At 70.8% G+C, this 15,558-nt stretch carries 14 protein-coding genes; 13 read left to right on the top strand and 1 reads right to left on the bottom strand.

Annotated elements, in window-relative coordinates; translation table 11 throughout:
- Positions 1 to 11 precede the first annotated feature (11 nt).
- A complete protein-coding gene (locus ACE3OG_RS04615) occupies positions 12 to 779 on the bottom strand; it encodes an invasion associated locus B family protein (protein WP_374306354.1) in 768 nt (255 codons plus the stop codon).
- 210 nt (positions 780 to 989) lie between these two features.
- On the opposite strand from ACE3OG_RS04615, the gene ACE3OG_RS04610 reads away from it, so the two are divergent.
- The 13 genes from ACE3OG_RS04610 to ACE3OG_RS04550 all read left to right on the top strand — a co-directional run bounded on the left by ACE3OG_RS04610 (position 990) and on the right by ACE3OG_RS04550 (position 15,555).
- Positions 990 to 2,888, top strand: a complete 1,899-nt coding sequence (locus ACE3OG_RS04610; RefSeq protein WP_374306353.1) for an extracellular solute-binding protein — start codon at positions 990 to 992, stop codon at positions 2,886 to 2,888.
- A 200-nt stretch (positions 2,889 to 3,088) separates the two neighbouring features.
- Entirely contained in the window at positions 3,089 to 3,751 is a 663-nt protein-coding gene (locus tag ACE3OG_RS04605) for a DsbA family protein (protein WP_374306352.1), read from the top strand.
- A gap of 132 nt (positions 3,752 to 3,883) precedes the next feature.
- A complete protein-coding gene (locus tag ACE3OG_RS04600; RefSeq protein WP_374306351.1) occupies positions 3,884 to 7,342 on the top strand; it encodes a chromosome segregation SMC family protein in 3,459 nt (1,152 codons plus the stop codon).
- A gap of 335 nt (positions 7,343 to 7,677) precedes the next feature.
- The gene (locus ACE3OG_RS04595; RefSeq protein WP_374306350.1) at positions 7,678 to 7,986 is read left to right on the top strand and encodes an AtpZ/AtpI family protein; all 309 of its coding nucleotides are present in this window, start codon (positions 7,678 to 7,680) and stop codon (positions 7,984 to 7,986) included.
- 75 nt (positions 7,987 to 8,061) lie between these two features.
- Positions 8,062 to 8,802, top strand: a complete 741-nt coding sequence (locus ACE3OG_RS04590; RefSeq protein ID WP_374306349.1) for a F0F1 ATP synthase subunit A — start codon at positions 8,062 to 8,064, stop codon at positions 8,800 to 8,802.
- A gap of 53 nt (positions 8,803 to 8,855) precedes the next feature.
- Positions 8,856 to 9,083: a F0F1 ATP synthase subunit C gene (locus ACE3OG_RS04585; protein ID WP_374306348.1), complete on the top strand. Its 228-nt coding sequence runs from the start codon at positions 8,856 to 8,858 to the stop codon at positions 9,081 to 9,083.
- Positions 9,084 to 9,194: 111 nt separating this feature from the next.
- Positions 9,195 to 9,746, top strand: coding sequence for a F0F1 ATP synthase subunit B' (locus ACE3OG_RS04580; RefSeq protein ID WP_374306347.1), 552 nt, complete (start codon positions 9,195 to 9,197; stop codon positions 9,744 to 9,746).
- A gap of 18 nt (positions 9,747 to 9,764) precedes the next feature.
- Entirely contained in the window at positions 9,765 to 10,247 is a 483-nt protein-coding gene (locus tag ACE3OG_RS04575; protein ID WP_374306346.1) for an ATP F0F1 synthase subunit B, read from the top strand.
- Positions 10,248 to 10,408: 161 nt separating this feature from the next.
- Entirely contained in the window at positions 10,409 to 10,717 is a 309-nt protein-coding gene (locus ACE3OG_RS04570) for a lipoprotein (RefSeq protein ID WP_374306345.1), read from the top strand.
- A 10-nt stretch (positions 10,718 to 10,727) separates the two neighbouring features.
- Positions 10,728 to 11,996: a diaminopimelate decarboxylase gene (gene lysA / locus ACE3OG_RS04565; RefSeq protein WP_374306344.1), complete on the top strand. Its 1,269-nt coding sequence runs from the start codon at positions 10,728 to 10,730 to the stop codon at positions 11,994 to 11,996.
- Positions 11,997 to 12,059: 63 nt separating this feature from the next.
- Positions 12,060 to 14,681, top strand: coding sequence for a TIGR02302 family protein (locus ACE3OG_RS04560; protein ID WP_374306343.1), 2,622 nt, complete (start codon positions 12,060 to 12,062; stop codon positions 14,679 to 14,681).
- Positions 14,682 to 14,714: 33 nt separating this feature from the next.
- Complete coding sequence (locus ACE3OG_RS04555) at positions 14,715 to 14,903, top strand: twin transmembrane helix small protein (RefSeq protein ID WP_374306342.1); 189 nt, start codon at positions 14,715 to 14,717, stop codon at positions 14,901 to 14,903.
- 52 nt (positions 14,904 to 14,955) lie between these two features.
- Complete coding sequence (locus ACE3OG_RS04550; RefSeq protein ID WP_374306341.1) at positions 14,956 to 15,555, top strand: cob(I)yrinic acid a,c-diamide adenosyltransferase; 600 nt, start codon at positions 14,956 to 14,958, stop codon at positions 15,553 to 15,555.
- The last annotated feature ends 3 nt before the right edge of the window (positions 15,556 to 15,558 follow it).

The following is a 15,558-nucleotide window of genomic DNA, read 5'->3' as shown; positions in this document are numbered from 1 at the left end:
TTTTCCAAATACTACGGCTTGGCGGCGGGGGCCGCGGGAGCGGCCGGAGCCGCAGGCGCCGCGCCCTTCTGGTCCTCGAGCTTCTTGCGCTCGTCCTCGGCGCGCTTCTGCAGCTCGGCCTGCAGCTTCTTCTGCTGCTCCTCGAGCACCTTCGGATCGACGGGCGGGCCGTCGAAGGCCTTGCCGAAGCCGGCGAGCGGCACGCCGAAGGTCACGAGATTGTTGGCCTGATTCTTGACGTCGACGCTGAGCGTCGTCCCCTTCTTCATCTCGGCGATGGTCGCCCCCTTGACCTTCGCCTCGGCGAAGCAGCCGTTCGGGAAGCAGATCTCGAAGGCGCCTTCCTGCGTCGCGCCCTTGTCGATGGCGAAGCGGAAGCCCGGCCGCAGCATCAGGCCGACCGGCATCAGCATGCGCACGATGCGCACATCCTCGCCCTTCACGTCATAGACGGCGAGCGCCAGCACCGGCGGCTGGTCCTTCTGCTGGCTGAAATCGCGCGTCGTGTAGCAGATTTCCTTGCCGGCGGCGGGGTCCTTGCCGCACACCTTGGTCCAGTCGTTCTGGGTCGGCAGCAGCTCGACGCGGAACGGGCCCTGCTGCGGAGCCGGCTGCGGCGCGGGCGAGCCCGGCTGGGACTGCTCGGCGGGCGCCGGAGCGGGCGACGCGGCCGGAGCAGGCGCGGCCGGCTTCTTCTGCTGCGCGAAGGCTGCGGGCGCGGCGAAAAGGAGGACGCCGGCGAGACCCGCCGCGCCGGCGCGCTTCAACGAGAAAGACATCAAAATCCCTTTCACTTCATCGGTCCGCCGGCCGCCTCTCGAGGCCGCCGCTCTCGGCCGCGCCGATCAAATGGCGCGGCGGCCAGTTCGTCGCCGTAGCGTCGGACTTCCGCCGCGACGGCGAAGGGGTTAACCAACATGTGCGCAACTGGCAAGCCCGCAGCGTCGAGGCCCGCGGGATCGGGCGCCGGACGCGCCAAGGAGCCGACCATGACGCACGCCGCCGCGAAGGACCGTCGCCCGCCCGCCCTGCGCGCGCGCGACGCCTTCGCCGTTCTCGCCATCCTTCTCGCCGTGGCGCTGCTCGCCGCCGGCGCGGCGCGCGCGCAAGGCGGGGCGCAGGCCGGCGCCGCGCCGAGAGGGGCGATCGCCATGCACGGCGAGCCGGCGCTGCCCGACGATTTCGACCATCTTCCCTACGCCGACCCGCAGGCGAGGAAAGGCGGGCGTCTCGCCATCGGTTTCCTCGGCGCCTTCGACAGCCTCAATCCGTTCAACCTCAAGGCGGGATCGACGGCGCAGGGGCTCAACGGCAACGTCTTCGAGCCGCTGATGACCCGCTCGCTCGACGAGCCCTTCACGCTTTACGGCCTTGTCGCGAAGAGCGTCGAGACCGATCCCGACCGCACCTATGTGGTCTTCCGGCTCGATCCCGACGCGCGCTTCTCGGACGGGCGCCCGATCACGTCGGAGGACGTGCGCTGGACCTTCGAGCTCCTGAAGACGCGCGGGCGTCCGCAGCATCGCGCCGCCTATTCCCTCGTCAAGTCCGCATCGACGCCCGACGCCCATACGATCCGTTACGACCTCGGCGACGGGGCCGACCGCGAACTGCCGCTCACCCTCGCCCTGATGCCGGTGCTCGCGCGCCACGCGACCGACCTCGACAAGTTCGACGATCCCTCGCTCGCGCCCCCGCTCGGCTCGGGCCCCTACCGCGTCGCCGAGGTCAGGCCCGGCGAGCGGCTGATCCTCAAGCGCAACCCGGACTATTGGGCGAAGGACAAGCCGGCCCGGCGCGGAATGTACAATTTCGACGAGATCGACATCCAGTATTTCCGCGACGCCAACAGCCTGTTCGAGGCCTTCGCCGCCGGCCTGCTCGACTTCCGCGAGGAGACGAGCCCGCAGCGCTGGACGCGCGCCTATGATTTCCCGGCCATGCGCGACGGGCGGATGAAGCGCGCGGCGCTGCCGATCGGCGGCCCCAAGGGCATGGAAGGCTTCGTCTTCAACCTGCGCCGGCCGCTGTTCGACGATCCGCGGCTGCGCGAAGCCCTCATGCTCGCCTTCGACTTCGAATGGATCAACGCCAACCTCTACAGCGGTCTGTTCACGCGCACGAAAAGCTTCTTCGACGATTCCGAGCTCGCCTCGACGGGGCGGCCGGCGAGCGAGGCCGAACGCGCCCTGCTCGAGCCGTTCCCCGGCGCCGTGCGCGCCGACGTCCTCGAAGGAAAATGGGCGCCGCCGGTCACGGACGGCTCGGGCCAGGACCGAGCCAATCTGCGGCGCGCCCTCGCCCTTCTTTCGGAGGCCGGCTGGCGCATCGAGGACGGCCGCCTCGTGAAGGACGGCGAGCCGTTCGCCTTCGAGATCATGGTCAAGGACCGCAATCAGGAGCGCCTCGCGCTCAATTACGCGGAATCCCTCGCCCGCCTCGGCGTCGCCGCCCGCGTGCGGCTCGTCGACGAGGTGCAGTACCAGCGCCGCCGCCAGAAGTTCGACTTCGACATGATGATCGGAAGCTGGCTCGCCTCGCCTTCCCCGGGCAACGAGCAGCGCTCGCGCTGGGGCTCGAAAAGCGCGGACCAAGAGGCCTCCTTCAACCTCGCGGGCGTCAAGTCGCCGGCCGTCGACGCGCTGATCGACGCCATGCTGAAGGCGCGCTCGCGCGAGGAGTTCGTCGCCGCCGTGCGGGCCTACGACCGCGTCCTTCTCTCGGGCTTCTACATCGTACCGCTGTTCCACGCCTCGCAGCAGTGGACGGCGTTCTCGAACGCGCTCTCGCCGCCGGCCGGCCGGCCGGCCTATGGCTCGCCGACCGGAAGCGCGACGCTCGACCTGTGGTCGCGCAAGGCTTCGGAGCGCCGCGCCGACGGACCCTGACGCATCTATGGTTGCGCCGTCGCCAAAGGAGGGGCTTGATCGGTTGCGGCGGCTGCATATAGCCTTTTCGCAGCGCGGCGGCCGGCGCCGGCTAGTCTGGATTTTTGTCGCGTCATGAGATTTCCGAGTTTCGCATCGCCTCGAATCCGCCTGTCGCGTCCCGTCCGGCCCGGGCGTCGGCCCTCCTTCGACGCGCTCCGGTGAGCGGCGTGCAGGCGGCCCCGCCGCCCCCGATCCCCATCGACTTCATCGGCGACGTCGCCAGCGCGCGTTGCTTCATCGGCTTGCGCCTCATCGATTCGGTCGTGCGGTCGGTGCCGGGCCTTTCCGTCGAAGTCCGCTGGCGGCCTTTCCAGATCGATCCGGGGCTACCCGCCAGCGGCGTCGACCGCGCGACGTATCTCATCGAGCGCTGGGGATCGGAGAACCAGGCGCGCGAGGCGCTGCAGGACATGCAGGCGGAGGCCAACGAGTTCGGCCTGAAGTTCGCTTTCGACCGCATTCGTCGCCAGCCGAACACCTTCGAAGCGCATCGGCTGATCCGCTACGCGCGCAATTTCGGCGTCGAGATGCAGTTGATCGAGGCGATGTTCATGGCGTTCTTCACGGAGGGGCGCGACATCGGCGACCGCGCCATCCTGCTCACGCTCGGCGCGCATTGCGGCGTCGATCCCGAGCTCGCCGAAGCCTTCCTCAGGCTCGGCGACGATGTGGAGCCGCTGCGTCAGGAGCTGTCGGGCTTCCGCTCGCTCGGGGTCGACGCCGCTCCGCGCTTCATCATCGCCGGCAGGGAGACGCTCCCTGGCCTCGTTCCGGCCGAGGATTTCGCCGAGGCGCTGTTTCGCGCCGTAGAGGAGGACTGAGCGCGCCGAACCAGAGCCGGGCCGCGACGCGGGCCGTCGGACGGGCGCTTGCGCCCGGGCTCATTTTCGTTAACGAAATCTTCGCAGGATCGTCCGACCATCGCCGCGCCCGAACGCGCCTGCGGAGTTTCGATGAAATTCACCAAGCTGCGCATCGCCGGTTTCAAGACTTTCGTCGATCCGACCGAATTCCTGATCGAGCCGGGCCTCACCGGGATCATCGGGCCGAATGGCTGCGGCAAGTCGAACCTCGTCGAGGCGATGCGCTGGGTGATGGGCGAGACGTCCTCGCGCAGCATGCGCGCCTCCGGCATGGACGACGTGATCTTCTCAGGAAGCGGCGGGCGCCCCTCGCGCAACATGGCCGAGGTCACGCTGGTCCTCGACAATGGCGCGCGGGCCGCGCCGGCGGCGTTCAACGACGCCGACGTGCTCGAGGTCTCGCGCCGCATCGAGCGCGAGCAGGGCTCGACCTACCGCGTCAACGGCCGCGAGACGCGCGCGCGCGACGTGCAGCTCCTGTTCGCCGACGCCTCTTCGGGCTCGCGCTCCCCCGCCATGGTGCGGCAGGGCCAGATCGGCGAGATGATCTCGGCGAAGCCGCAGGAGCGCCGGCGCATCCTCGAGGAGGCCGCCGGCGTCGCCGGCCTGCACTCGCGCCGGCACGAGGCGGAGCTGCGGCTGAAGGCGGCGTCCGAGAACCTGCTGCGGCTCGAGGATATTCTCCAGCAGATCGACGGCCGTGCGAAAGGGCTCGAGCGGCAGGCGCGCCAGGCGGCGCGCTATCGCGACCTCGCCGGCCAGATCCGCCGCGCCGAGGCGCTGCTCGCCCTCATCCAGCACAATGAGGCGCAGGCGACGCTGGCCGACGCGCAGGCGAGCCTCGCGCAGGCGGGCGCCGAGGTCGAGGAGACGACGCGCGCGCAGGGCGAGGCGGCGCGCGCGCAGGGGCTCGCCGCCCACGCCCTGCCGGCGCTGCGCGAGGGCGAGCTCGCCTGCGCCGCCGAGCTGCAGCGTCAGATCATCGCGCGCGAGACGCTCGACGGCGAGGAGCGCCGGGCGAAGGCGCGCGGCGGCGAGCTCAAGCGGCGCATCGAGGAGATGTCGCGCGACCTCGCGCGCGAGCGCGCCCTCGTCGCCGACGCCGCCGGCGCGCTCGAACGCCTCGAGGAGGAGGCGCGCGCGCTTCAGGGCGCCGGCGAGACGCAGGCGACGCAGGAGGCGGACGGGCGCGCCCGCCTGATCGAGGCGGAGGCGGCGCTCGCGGTCGTCGAGGCCGAGCTGAGCGAAGCGCAGGAGAGGCGCGCCGGCGTCGAGGCGCGCCGGGTCGCGCTCGAGGCGAGCCTGCGCGACGAGCGCCAGCGCCTCGCCCGCGCCGAGGCCGAGCTCGCCCGGATCATCGAGGAGCGCGCGGCGCTGGCGCGAAAGTCGGACGAAGCCGGAGAGGCCGGCGCGCTCGGCGAGGCGCTGGAGGCCGCGCAGGCCCGCGCCGACGCGCTGGAGGAGGAGATTTCCGTACGGGAGGCGGCTTGCGTCGAGGCCAGGGCCGCCGAGGCGCAGGCGCGCCAGCGCGCGCTCGAGGCCGAGCGCAAGGCGCAGAAGCTCGCCACCGAGGCGCAAACGCTGGCCAAGCTGCTCACCGGCCGCACGGGCGATTTCTGGCCGCCGGTCACCGAGGAGATAGCCGTCGCGCGCGGCTATGAGGCCGCGCTCGGCGCGGCGCTCGGCGACGACCTCGACGCCTCGACCAATCCCTCAGCGCCGGCGCACTGGATGGAGACGGACCGGCGCGGAGACCCCGCCCTGCCCGAGGGCTGCGAGCCGCTGTCCGAGCTCGTGACCGGCCCCGCCGCCCTCGCCCGCCGGCTGAACCAGATCGGCCTCGTGGCGCGCGCCGACGGCCCGCGGCTGCGGGCGCTTCTGCTACCCGGCCAGCGCCTCGTCTCGCAGGAAGGCGATCTATGGCGCTGGGACGGCTTCGCGCAGGCGGCCGAGGCGCCGACGCCCGCCGCGCGGCGCCTCGCCGAGAAGAATCGCCTCGGCGACCTGCAGATCGAGGCGGAGGCCGCGCGAGACCTCGCCGAGGAGACGCGCTCATATGCGCAGGACGCCGAAGCGGCGCTCGCGGCGGCCGGCGCCGCCGAATCCGAGGCGCGCCTCGCCCTCAAGGGCGCCCATCGCGACCTCGAGGCGGCGCGCGCCGCCCATGGCGCCGCCGAGCGGACGCAGGCGGCCGGCGCAGCGCGGCTTCTGGCTCTCGAGGAGACGCAAGAGCGGCTCACCGAGGCCCGCGCCGAGGGGCTCGAATCCTACGCGCTGGCGCAGGCCGCGCTGGACGAGCTCGAGGACGCCGCGGCGCTGACCGAGCGGCTCGAGCTTTGCCGCCTGCGCGCGTCGCGCGAGCGGGCCGTCGCCGGCGAGGCGCGCGCGGCGCTGCAGGCGCTCGCCGGCGAGGCCGAGGGACGCGCGCGCCGCCTTGAGGCGGTCGCCCGCGAGCAGGCCTCGTGGCGCGCGCGCGGCGACGGCTCCGGCGGCCAGATCGAGGCGCTCGAGGAGCGGCTCGGCGAAGCGCGCGAGGAATTCGAGCGGCTCGCCGAGGCGCCCGACGCCTTCCTCATGGCGCGCCGCAACCTCCTGTCGGCGATCGAGGCGGCCGAGGCCGCGCAGAAGGAGGCCGCCGACCGGCGCGCCGCGGCCGAAACGGAGCTCGCCCAGGCCGAGCGGGCGGCGCGCGCGGCGCTTGAGGCGATGAGCGCCGCGCGCGAGCGCAAGGCCCGCGCGGAAGCCCGCCTCGAGGCGGCGATCGCCCGCGCGCAGGACGTTCTGCGCCATATCGAATCGGAGCTCGACTGCGCGCCCGCCGATCTGCCCGGCCTTGCGCGTCTGGGCGAGGGCGAGGCGGCGCCGCCGCCGGCCGCAGAGGTCGAGCGGCGCCTCGAAACCCTGAAGCAGGACCGCGAGCGGCTCGGCGCGGTCAATCTGCGCGCCGAGGAGGAGTTGAGCGAGGCGGAGGGCGAGCGCAGCCGCCTCGCCGCCGAGCACGCCGACCTGACCGAGGCGATCCGCCGTCTGCGCCAGGCCATCGCCAGCCTGAACAAGGAGGGCCGCGAGCGCCTGCTCGCCGCCTTCGAGCAGGTGCAGGCGCATTTCAAGGAGCTGTTCTCGACCCTGTTCGGCGGCGGCTCAGCCGAGCTTCAGCTCGTCGAATCGGAGGATCCGCTCGAAGCGGGGCTCGAAATCATCGCCCGGCCGCCCGGCAAGAAGCCGCAGGTGATGACTCTTCTCTCCGGCGGGGAGCAGGCGCTGACCGCGATGTCGCTGATCTTCGCCATTTTCCTCACCAACCCATCGCCGATCTGCGTGCTCGACGAAGTGGACGCGCCGCTCGACGACGCCAACGTCGAGCGATTCTGCGACCTTCTGGAGCGCATGCGGGAAAAGACGCAGACGCGCTTCGTCGCCATCACCCATAACCCGATCACCATGGCGCGCATGAACCGGCTTTTCGGCGTCACCATGGCGGAGCGCGGCGTCAGCCAGCTCGTCTGCGTCGATCTCGAGCAGGCCGAGCGGCTCCTCGACGTCGGCTGAGTCGTCCGGCGGGCCGCCGCGTCGATTTGCCTGACGAACTAATTCTACTTATAAATCAGTGTATTAATCGACTTCGTCTTGGTCTTGACAGGGGCAGGAGGCGCTCATATGTTGCGCCGGCTCACGAGAGCTTGACCTGCCGCCGCATTCTCTTCTCCGTTCGTCTCCCGATCTGGCCGTCTCCGCTCGATTTCCGCAGTCGAGTCGACCTATAGATCGCTTCCGCGTGGAAGCGAGTCCTGAACAGGAGGAGTGCGGCGCAAATGGGCGAGCGCGGAGACTCTCGGGGCGAGGACCCTCGTCGCGGCGAAGCTGAGGCCGCCGCGGATCGGGAAGTGGCCGCGCTGCGGTCGCGGCTCGATCGGCTGTCGGCAGATCTCAGCGCGGCGAAAGATGCGCCGCCGCCGGACGACGACGGCCCGGCGGCGCAGGCGAGGTCGTTCGGGACGGCGATGAGCCTCGGCTTTCGCGTCCTCGCGGAATTCGTGTCGGCGGTCGCGGTCGGCGCGCTGCTCGGGTGGCAGATCGACAAATGGGTCGGTACGTCGCCCGTCCTGCTCATCGTCTTCCTGCTTTTCGGGACGGCGGCGGGTTTTTGGAACGTCTATCGGATAGCCGTCAACCGCAAGGGCTTCGGCCCCTGACGTGACGGCGGGCGGAGGCGCCTGAGACAGGCGCTGGTCAGAGGTCAAGCCGGGGGTTTCCGCGTGGCAGAGAAAATGGATCCGATCCATCAGTTCAAGATCGAGCCGATCGTGAGCTTTCATCCCTTTGGGATCGACGCCTCCTTCACCAACGCCTCGCTCTTCATGGCCATCGTGGTGCTGGCCTCGGCGGCGCTGATGATTCTCGGCACCTCCAGGCGCTCGCTCATTCCCGGCCGGCTCCAGTCCGCCGCGGAGATGACCTACGAATTCGTCGCGAACACCGTGCGCATGTCGGCGGGCAAGGAGGGGATGCGGTTCTTCCCCTTCGTCTTCGCGATCTTCCTGTTCGTGCTGTTCTCGAACCTTATCGGCCTCATTCCCTACGCCTTTACGGTGACGAGCCAGATCGTCGTCACCTTCGCGCTGGCCGCCCTCGTCATCGGCACGGTGCTCGTCTACGGCTTCCTGCGCCACGGCCGGCATTTCCTCGACCTGTTCGTGCCGTCGGGCGTCACGCCCGCGCTTCTTCCCTTCATCGTCATGATCGAGGTGATCTCCTTCCTCTCGCGCCCGATCAGCCTGTCCGTGCGTCTGTTCGCGAACATGCTCGCCGGCCACATCACGCTGAAGGTCCTTGGCGGCTTCGTCGCCGCCCTGCTCGGCGCCGGCGCCTACGCCGTGATCGCGCCGCTTCCTCTGGCCGGCGTCGTCGTGCTGACCGCTTTCGAGCTCCTCGTGGCCGTCCTGCAGGCTTACGTCTTCGCCATCCTCACTTGCGTCTATCTGAACGACGCAATTCATCCGGGCCACTGAATAAACATCCAACAACAGATCAGCGCCCGTTCCAAGCAAGCCAGGAGTATTGAATGGATCCCGCAGCAGCTAAATTCATCGGCGCCGGCCTCGCCGCCATCGGCATGGGCGCCGCCGCCGTCGGCGTCGGCATCATCTTCGGCAACTTCCTGTCGGGCGCCCTGCGCAATCCGACCGCCTCCGACGCCCAGTTCGGACGCGCCTTCATCGGCGCGGCGCTCGCCGAAGGTCTCGGCATCTTCGCCTTCCTCGTGGCGATCCTTCTGCTCTTCGTGCTTTAAAGGCTCTCGAGCCCGCGCCCGGCGCATGCGCCGGGCGCATTTGAACGACGCCGCCGCGCCGGGCAGGATTTGGCGCGGGATTTGACGCAGGTTTTGACGCAGGATTTGACGATGGCGACACATGAAGGGCTCACCAGCGGCACGGTCGAGCCGGCCGACATCGACCATGGCGCCCACGCCTTCCCGCCATTCGATTCGGCCAATTTCTCCTCGACGCTGATCTGGCTCGCGATCAGCTTCGGCGTGCTCTACTATCTTCTCAAGAAGATCGCCCTGCCCCGCGTCGAGGACATCCTCGAGACGCGCCAGGGCAAGATCAGCGGCGACCTGAAGGAAGCCCATCTCGCCCGCGAGAAGTCCGAGGCCGCCGCCGCTGAGCATGAGAAGACCATCGCCGCCGCGCGGGCCAAGGCGCAGGCGCTCGCGCAGCAGACCCAGGCCAAGATCAGCGCCGAGAACGACGCCAAGCGGCATTCGCTCGAATCGGACCTCGCCGCCAAGCTCAACGCGGCCGAAAAGCAGATCTTCGAGACCAAGGCCAACGCCATGGCGAACGTTGAAACCGTCGCCGCCGACGCCGCCTCGGCGATCGTCGAGCGCATCACCGGCGCTCCCGCCGACAAGGCCGCGATCGCCTCCGCGGTCTCCAAGGTTCAGGCGTGAGGACGGAGGGATAGAGCCATGCTGAACGAAGAAGCCTTCGTCGCCTTCGGGTTCCTGCTGCTCGTCGGCCTGTTCGCCTATCTCGGCGTTCACACGATGATGGCCGGCGCGCTCGACAAGCGCGGCGAGCGGATCAAGGCCGACCTCGACGAAGCCAAGCGGCTGCGCGACGAGGCGGAGGCCGTGCTCGCCTCTTTCGCCCAGCGCCTCAAGGACGCGGAGGTCGAAGCGGCCAACGTCGTCGCGCAGGCGCACGCCGAGGCCGAGCGGCTCGGCAAGGAGGCCGCGAGCCGCCTCGCCGAATTCGTCGCCCGCCGCACCAAGCAGGCGCAGGACAAGATCGCCACGGCCGAGGCGCAGGCGATGGCCGACGTGCGCGCAGCCGCCGCCGACGCCGCGACGAAGGCCGCCGCCGTCGTCCTCGCGGACAAGTCGAAGGGCGAATTCGGCGACCGTCTCGTCGAAAAGGGCATCGAGGACGTGAAGTCGCTGCTGCACTGAGCGGCGGCCGGCTTTCTGGGTCAGGCGGATCGCGCATGGGCGCGCTCCGCCTTTTTTATGCGCGTCGCCTCCAGCCCGCGCAAAGCCCGGCCTGCCCATCCGGCCCAATTCGTTTCCCATCGTCCGCGTTTTGGTGTAGCGCTCAGCGCGGAGACGCCGCCTTGACGAAGCCCACAGCCCTGCCGCGCCGCGCGCGCGCCGTTTTGCGCGTCGGCGCGGCGCTCGGTTGCCTCGCCGTCGCGTCGGCGCTCACGGGATGCGGACGCCGCGGTCCGCCCGAGGCGCCGGACGCCGCCGTTCCGGCCGCCCCGCCTCCAGGCGTGACCGACGCGCCGCTGACCACTCCATCCGGCGTCGCGCCGATCGACGACGCCTCCGCTTCGTCCCTGCGCCCGGACGCGGCCGCCGGCGCGAACGGCCAGACCGGCAAGAAGCCGGCGCGCAACTTCTTCCTCGATCCCCTGCTCTGACGCCGACGCCATGCATCATTTCACGCTGAAGGACGGCGTCCTCCACGCCGAGGGCGTCGATCTCGAAGCGCTCGCCGCGCGCGTCGAAACGCCGTTCTACTGCTATTCGAGCGCGACCCTCACGCGTCATTACAAGGTGTTCGCCGGCGCGCTCGACGGCCTTGACGCGCTCGTCTGCTTCGCCGTCAAGGCCAACTCCAACCAGGCCGTGCTGGCGACGCTCGCGCGCCTCGGCGCCGGCATGGACGTGGTGTCCGAGGGCGAGTTGCGCCGCGCGCTGAAGGCCGGCGCCCCGCCGGACCGGATCACCTTTTCAGGAGTGGGCAAGACGAAGGCCGAGATGGCCTTCGCGCTCGACGCCGGCATCTTCTGCTTCAACGTCGAATCCGAGCCTGAGCTCCTCGCCCTGTCGGAGGTCGCGTCGGGGCGCGGCGCGCGCGCGCGGATCGCGATTCGCGTCAATCCCGACGTCGACGCGCGCACACACGCCAAAATTTCGACCGGCAAGGCCGAGAACAAGTTCGGCGTGCCGATCTCGCGCGCGAGGCAGGTCTACGCGGAAGCCGCCGCCCTGCCGGGGATCGAGATTTCGGGCCTCGACCTGCACATCGGCTCGCAGATCACCGACCTCGATCCTTTCGATTCGGCCTTCCGGCTCGCCGCCTCCTTCGTGCAGACGCTGCGCGCCGACGGCCATGCGATCGACCATGTCGACGTCGGCGGCGGCCTCGGCATCCCCTATCGCGAGGGCGAGGACCCGGCGAGCTACCACCCCGACCGCTACGCCCGCGTGCTGCGCGCCCGCCTCGGCGGCCTCGGCGTGAAGATCGTCTGCGAGCCCGGCCGCCTCATCGTCGGCAACGCCGGAATTCTGGTGACCCGCGTGCTTTACATGAAGCGCGGCGAGGCGAAGACCTTCGTCATCGTCGACGCGGCGATGAACGACCTGATCCGCCCCACCCTCTATGACGCCTGGCACGAGATCGCTCCCGTGCGCCCGCGCGAGGACGCGGCGCGCATCTTCGCCGACGTGGTGGGGCCGGTGTGCGAGACCGGCGACTATCTGGCGCTCGGGCGCACGATCGAGGAGCCGCGCGAGGGCGACCTGCTCGCCGTGTTCTCGGCGGGAGCCTATGGCGCGACGCAGTCCTCGACCTACAATACGCGGCGTCTCGTCCCCGAGACGCTCGTCGACGGCGACCGCTGGGCGCTCGTGCGGCCACGCCCGGGTTACGAGGAGATGATCGGGCTCGACAAACTTCCGCCGTGGCTGGCGTAAATCCTGCCCGCCCGGCGGCGCGCTTGCGCGCGAGGCGCCGAGCGCCGACATAATGCCGGCGCGATGAGCGACGACGAGGCGAACGTGCAGGATTTCGGACGGCCGGCGCAGGCGGGACCGCCTCACGAGGACGACGCGAGCGCGCGGTTCGAGCGTCTCGTCCGGCGCGCCCGCGCGGTCCTGCTCTTCGAGCGCCTGTGGCGGCTCGCCGCCCCCGTCCTGATCGTCGTCGGACTGTTCTTGATCGCCTCTTTCCTCGGCCTGTGGCTCGAGGCGCCGCGCTTCGTCCGCCCGCTCGGGCTCGCCGTTTTCATCCTTGCGCTGGCCTTCGCCCTGTGGCCGGCGCGCAAGCTCCGCCTGCCGACGCGGGCGCAGGCGATCTCCCGCATCGACCGCGCGAGCGGCCTCAAGGCGCGTCCGGCCGCGGCCCTCGACGATCGGCTCGGCAATTCCGGCGAGGATCCGGCGACGGCGGCGCTGTGGCGCCTGCACCGGCGCCGCGCCCTCGGCTCCGTCCGGCTGATGCGCGCCGGCGCGCCTTCGCCGCGGGTCGTCGACCTCGACCGCCGCGCGTTGCGCGCCGCCGTGCTGGTCGGCCTCGTCGCCGCGGCCTTCGTCGCCGGACCGCAGAGATACGCCCGCACGCTGGCGGCCTTCGACTGGCGGCTTTCCGGCGTTTCCGGCGCGTCCGCGCGCGTCGACGCCTGGGTCGATCCGCCGCCCTACACGGGCCATGCGCCAATCATGCTGACCCCGGCCGACGCGCGGCCGGCGCGGATCGCGGCGCCGGTCGGCTCCGCCGTCGTCATCCGCGCCTCCAATGGGGCGCCCGCCTATCGCGCCGCCGGCGCGCTCGAGGAGGCGCCGCGCGAGCCGGCCGCCGCCGGCAAGGCGCAGCCTCCGCGTGGGCCGGGCGGCGAGGCGCGGCTGATCCTGCGCGGCGACGCGGGCCTTGCGATCGAAGGCGTCGGCGCCTTCGACTTCGCCGCCATTCCCGACCGTCCGCCGACCATCGCCCTCGCCGCCGTCCCGCGCCCCAACGCCCGCGGCACGCTGGTCCTGCGCTATCGCGTCAGCGACGATTACGGCGCGGCGCTGGCCGAGGCGCAGTTCGCCGATCCCGTGGCGCCTGACGGCAAGCCGTCCGTCCGCTCGCTCGTCGAGGCGCCGCATCCGCCGCTGCAGCTGCCGCCGGTCGGCGCCGAGAATGGCGAGGCCGAGACGACCGTCGACCTCTCCGAGCATCCTTGGGCCGGCGCCCGCGTGCGCATGACGCTGATGGCGCGCGACGAAGGTGGAAACGAGGGCCGCTCCGAGCCGTTCGTCCTCGTCCTGCCGCAACGGCCATTCGTCAAGCCGCTCGCCCGCGCCCTCGTCGAGCAGCGCCGCAATCTCGTGCTGAACCCGGACGACAAGGGGCGCGTGCTGACCGCGCTCGACGCGCTGATGATCGAGCCCGAGGCCTTCGGGACCAACGCCGGCGTCTATCTCGGCCTGAGGGTGGCGATGGAGCGGCTCGCGGCGGCGAGCCGCGACGCCGAGCTTCTCGACGTCGCCGATTATCTGTGGGGCATGGCGCTCCAGATCGAGGATGGCGATCTCTCGGAGGCCGAGCGCGACCTCAGGGCGGCGCAGCAGGCGCTGCGCGAGGCGCTCCAGCGCGGCGCCTCGCCGGAGGAGATCAAGAAGCTCGCCGACGATCTGCGCGCCGCGATGGACAAGTTTTTGCAGGAATTCGCGGAACGGCAACGCAAGGAGCAGGGCGAGGAGGAGCGCGACGACGCCCGTCAGGGGCCGGGCCGGGCGGTCAGCGAGAAAGAGCTGCAGGCCATGCTCGACCGGATGCAGGACATGGCGCAGAACGGCGACGCGGAGCAGGCGCAGCGCATGCTCGACGAGATGCAGAACATCCTCGAAAATCTCAAGACCGCGCAGCGCGGCCGCATGAGCCCGCAGGCGCGCGAGATGAGCCGCGCCCTGGGCGAGCTCGACCGGCTGAGCCGCGAGCAGCAGGATTTGCGCGACGACACCCGCCGCAGCGGCGAGTCGACGCGGCGCCGTGAACGGGGCGGCCTCGGCGAATTCAGCACCCAGAGGCGGGCGGACGAGGACAGAGCGGGCGCAGACGACGGCGAACGCTCCGACGCGGAGCCGTCCTCGCAGGCCGATTTGCAGCGGCGGCAGGAAGAGCTGCGCCGGCGCGTCGAGGCGCTGCAGAAGCGTCTCGAGGGCGCGGGCGAAGCCGGCGCGGAGGCGAAATCGGGCCTTGGCGACGCGCGCGAGGCGATGCGTGAGGCGCAGGAGTCGCTCGGGCGCGGGCCGCGTGGACAGGAGCCGGCCGAGGAGGCGCAGGGTCGGGCGCTGGACGGGTTGCGGGAAGGCGCGCAGAAGCTCGCCCAGGCGCTGCGCGAGCAGGGAGAAGGCGGCCAGGGCTCGGGCGGCGAAGGCGAGGGCGACGCTCAGGGCGCCGGTCAGGGCCAGTACGGCCAGGATGGCACGGACCCGCTCGGGCGGCGCTCAGGGCGCGAGCGGGCCTTCAATCCAAACGCGAAATATGATCCTCTCGGCGCCCCGCCGACCGAGCGCGCCCGACGCGTGCTGGAGGAGTTGCGCCGCAGGCTCGGCGAGCCGTCCCGCCCGCGCGAAGAACTCGACTACCTCGAACGCCTCCTGCGTCGATACTAGCCCCGCCGGGGCTCGAATTTCCGGAGATGCTCCATGCCGGCCGCCGCCAACGCGCTCGTCGCCCTCTCGATCGGCGCCGTCGTCGTCGTCCTGTTCGCCGGATTCGCCAACATGATCCGCGGCGGCAGCCCCAACCTCTCGCAGAAGCTGATGCGCTGGCGCGTCGGTTTGCAGTTTGTGGCGATTCTCGTCATTATTGCGGTCCTCTGGCTGCGCGGATGAAGCGGGGGCCGCGGCGTCCAACAGATCCCGAACGCAGGCGGAACGACGCAGCATGGTCATCCTCAACCGGATCTACACCCGCACCGGAGACGCCGGCCAGACCTCGCTCGGCACCGGCGAACGCCGCTCCAAGGACGATCTGCGGATCGCGGCCTACGGCACGATCGACGAGGCGAACAGCGTGATCGGCCTCGCGCGGGTTTCGACCTCCCGCGATCCGGGCCTCGCCCGCGTCGACGCCATGCTGCTGTGCGTTCAGAACGACCTTTTCGACCTCGGCGCCGACCTGTGCGTGCCGGAAAAAGAGCCGGGGGAGGAGCGCATCCCGCAATATGAGCCGCTGCGAATCGTGCAGCCGCAGGTCGATCTGCTGGAGCGCAAGATCGACGAGCTCAACGCGGAATTGCCGCCGCTGCAATCCTTCATCCTGCCTGGCGGCTCGTCGGCCGCCGCCGCCCTGCACATGGCCCGCACCATCGCGCGCCGCGCCGAGCGGCTGCTCGTCTCCCTCGCCCGCGTCGAGGGCGAAACGGTCGGCGCGCCGGCGCTGAAATACGTCAACCGCCTGTCCGACTTCCTGTTCGTCGCCGCGCGCTACGTCAACCGCAAGGGCGAAGGCGACATCCTGTGGGTTCCCGGCCAGAACAGGTGACGC

Origin of the sequence: Methylocella sp., from assembly GCF_041905455.1 — a bacterium.
GTDB lineage: Bacteria > Pseudomonadota > Alphaproteobacteria > Rhizobiales > Beijerinckiaceae > Methylocapsa.
Note: the sequence above shows the minus strand (reverse complement) of the source record. Positions and strands in the feature narration are given on the sequence as shown.

What these genes read in the sequence shown, in the direction of transcription:
- ACE3OG_RS04615 (WP_374306354.1), bottom strand. Translation starts at nt 779, where the DNA reads ATGTCTTTCTCGTTGAAGCGCGCCGGCGCGGCGGGTCTCGCCGGCGTC.
- ACE3OG_RS04610 (WP_374306353.1), top strand. Translation starts at nt 990, where the DNA reads ATGACGCACGCCGCCGCGAAGGACCGTCGCCCGCCCGCCCTGCGCGCG.
- ACE3OG_RS04600 (WP_374306351.1), top strand. Translation starts at nt 3,884, where the DNA reads ATGAAATTCACCAAGCTGCGCATCGCCGGTTTCAAGACTTTCGTCGAT.
- ACE3OG_RS04590 (WP_374306349.1), top strand. Translation starts at nt 8,062, where the DNA reads ATGGATCCGATCCATCAGTTCAAGATCGAGCCGATCGTGAGCTTTCAT.
- ACE3OG_RS04585 (WP_374306348.1), top strand. Translation starts at nt 8,856, where the DNA reads ATGGATCCCGCAGCAGCTAAATTCATCGGCGCCGGCCTCGCCGCCATC.
- ACE3OG_RS04580 (WP_374306347.1), top strand. Translation starts at nt 9,195, where the DNA reads ATGGCGACACATGAAGGGCTCACCAGCGGCACGGTCGAGCCGGCCGAC.
- ACE3OG_RS04575 (WP_374306346.1), top strand. Translation starts at nt 9,765, where the DNA reads ATGCTGAACGAAGAAGCCTTCGTCGCCTTCGGGTTCCTGCTGCTCGTC.
- lysA (WP_374306344.1), top strand. Translation starts at nt 10,728, where the DNA reads ATGCATCATTTCACGCTGAAGGACGGCGTCCTCCACGCCGAGGGCGTC.
- ACE3OG_RS04560 (WP_374306343.1), top strand. Translation starts at nt 12,060, where the DNA reads ATGAGCGACGACGAGGCGAACGTGCAGGATTTCGGACGGCCGGCGCAG.
- ACE3OG_RS04555 (WP_374306342.1), top strand. Translation starts at nt 14,715, where the DNA reads ATGCCGGCCGCCGCCAACGCGCTCGTCGCCCTCTCGATCGGCGCCGTC.
- ACE3OG_RS04550 (WP_374306341.1), top strand. Translation starts at nt 14,956, where the DNA reads ATGGTCATCCTCAACCGGATCTACACCCGCACCGGAGACGCCGGCCAG.